Origin of the sequence: Albidovulum sp., from assembly GCF_049646345.1 — a bacterium.
In the GTDB taxonomy this organism is placed as follows: Bacteria; Pseudomonadota; Alphaproteobacteria; order Rhodobacterales; family Rhodobacteraceae; genus Albidovulum.
The window spans coordinates 1-2,647 of sequence record NZ_JBARVQ010000836.1 but is presented as its reverse complement, the minus strand read 5'-3'; the positions used below and the strand labels follow the sequence as shown (position 1 = coordinate 2,647).

The window sequence follows — 2,647 nt, the reverse complement described above, 5'->3', positions numbered from 1 at the left end:
ACAACATCGCAGAGGTGCATCTTGCCGACGCCATCGAGTCCCTGATCGCCCGGCGGCAGGGATCGCTGTCCGAGGATCGCGGGCCGAAGGACCCCTATCGCTAGCTGCCGGCGTCGAGTGACGCTTTCAGCGCGTTCCACAACTCCTCCACCGGTTCGCAACCGACCGACAGGCGGACAAAGCCGGGATCGACCGCGTCGCCCCAGCGGATGCGGCGTTCGGCGGAACTGTGGACACCGCCGAACGAGGTGGCGGGTTGCAGGAGAGGGCAATTGTTGATGAAGGCCTCGGCTGCCTCTGCCGATTGCAGCGTCAGACCGATAAGGAACCCCGCCCGGGTCATCTGACGCTGGGCCAGCGCGTGCGACGGATCGGTCGCAAGCCCCGGATAGCGGATCGTGCGGATGGCGGGATGTGCGGCCAGCCGTGGCGCGAGGATGGCAGCACTGCTGCACATCCGGTCAAAGCGCAGTTCCAGCGTCTCCAGCCCGCGATGGGCGAGCCAGCATTCGAACGGGCCGGGGATGGAGCCAGAGAGCTTCCGCCACTCCCGCACCGCCGCGATGATTTCGTCGTCGCGGCTGGCCACATGGCCCATCAACACATCCGAATGCCCGTTCGGCGCCTTGGTATCGGCGGCGACGACGATATCAGCGCCCAGATCGAGCGGCCGCTGACCGAAAGGGGTCATCGTCGTATTGTCGACCACCGTCAGCCGCCCCGCCGCCCGGACGGCGGCGGTGATGGCGGCAAGATCGCAGAGGTCGAGGCCGGGATTGGACGGGGTTTCAAGAAAGACGAGGCGGTAGCCGTCAAAGCCGCCTTCCTCCATCCCTGCGGTCGGCCGGGTGTCAACCGTCACACCGAGCCGCTTCAGGTAACGATCCGCCAGAAGCCGGGTCGTATAGTAGCCATCCGAGGGGATCAACAGCCGGTCGCCCGACCCGAGAAGCGCGAACAGCGGCGCGGCGATGGCCGCCATGCCAGAGGGGAAAACGACGGTGTCAGCCCCTTCCAGATGGGCGAGGGCCTGTTCCAGAACCTCCCATGTCGGATTGTCCGCGCGGCCATAGGTCCGGGCCCCGGCAGGATCACCCGGCAGGTGATACATGGCCGCAAGCGTGATCTGCGGCGGCACCGGATCACCCTTGGCCAGCGCCTCACGATGAAGGTGCAGCAGGCGCGCTGCGCGGGCGGTGTCGTCGGTTGTCAAAACGGAACTCCTGCGCTCACTCCGGATCGGTACTGCGAATTCTCAGAAAGACATAGGTCTTTTGCAGCGCAACCTTGTCCTTGAGCGACACCGACAGATCGGCGCGATCCAGCGGGTACTGGCGCAGGTCGTAGAAATCCGGGTGATTGACCCCCTGATCAGTCTCGACAGGCCCGTGTTTCGGAAAACATTGCTCGATCACCCCATTCAGGGAGTCGAACGCCGCAAGCGCGTCAACCGCGCGGTAGGGAAATACCCAGGCGCAATGATATTCCCGCCGCCCCGATATTGCGGTCGTCACGGCACAGGTCTCTGCGTCGCGCAACAAGGGGCTCGTCTCACGCTCTTCCGGCGCGGCACCGCCGTTCGGAAAGTCCGCGCCTGCCGCATCAACAAGGGCTGTCAGCTCGGTACAAGGTTCGGCCGACCTTGCCGGAGGCGCCAATGCCACCGCCAGAACCAATGCAGGGGCGAGGACAGCACCCGGCATGGTCGGCCATCCATCCATCAGCCGAAATCGACAGCCCGGTCGCCCGCCGCATCCTTTACCCGTGTCGGCAGACCGATACGGTTCAACACGCTGATGAAGGGCTTGGGATCGAGATCTTCGACATTGGCCATTTTCTTCACATCCCAGGTGCCGTTGGCGATCAGGATCGCAGCAGCGACCGGGGGCACACCGGCAGTATAGGATATGCCCTGGCTGCCCACCTCGTTGAACGCCTCCTTGTGATCGGCGACGTTGTAGATGAAGACCTCGGCCGGTTTGCCGTCCTTCGTGCCCTTCACCAGATCGCCGATGCAGGTCTTGCCGGTATAGCCGGGCGCGAGGCTTGCCGGGTCGGGCAGGCAGGCCTTCACCACCTTCAGCGGCACCACTTCCAGCCCCTCGGCCGTCGTCACCGGTTGCTCGGACAAGAGGCCGATCGACTTCAGCACGGTGAATACATTGATGTAGTGATCACCGAAGCCCATCCAGAACCGCACATCGGCATGCGGATAGCGGTTGGCCAGCGAATGCACTTCGTCATGGCCCGACATATAAGCCTTCTGCTTGCCGACGACCGGCAGGTCCCATTCGCGGCCCACTTCGAACATCGCATTCTCGCGCCATTCACCGCCCTGCCAGGAATAGACCGTGCCGGTGAATTCGCGGAAATTGATCTCGGGATCGAAGTTCGTCGCGAAATACTTGCCGTGGCTGCCTGCGTTGATATCGACGATGTCGATCTCGCTGATCGTGTCGAGGAATTGATCCTCGGCAAGCCGCGCATAGGCGTTCACCACACCCGGATCGAATCCCACACCGAGGATCGCCGTCACGCCCGCCTGTTCGCAGGCTTCGCGTTTCTTCCATTCGTAGTTCGCGTACCATGGCGGTGTTTCGCAGATCTTGTCGGGTTCTTCATGGATCGCGGTATCCATATAGGCCAC

Annotated in this window: 3 protein-coding genes; all 3 read right to left on the bottom strand. The window is 63.4% G+C overall.

The genetic code is table 11. From position 1 onward, the window contains the following. Nucleotides 1-100: 100 nt before the first annotated feature. On the bottom strand, nt 101-1,213 hold the full coding sequence (locus WBB85_RS21940; protein WP_432640697.1) for a cystathionine gamma-lyase: 1,113 nt from the start codon (nt 1,211-1,213) through the stop codon (nt 101-103). Nucleotides 1,214-1,229: 16 nt separating this feature from the next. Further along, nucleotides 1,230-1,703, bottom strand: coding sequence for a hypothetical protein (locus WBB85_RS21935; RefSeq protein ID WP_432640696.1), 474 nt, complete (start codon nt 1,701-1,703; stop codon nt 1,230-1,232). A 17-nt stretch (nt 1,704-1,720) separates the two neighbouring features. After that, nucleotides 1,721-2,647 (bottom strand): saccharopine dehydrogenase family protein (locus tag WBB85_RS21930; protein WP_432640695.1); only part of this gene is annotated, 927 nt, incomplete at its 5' end.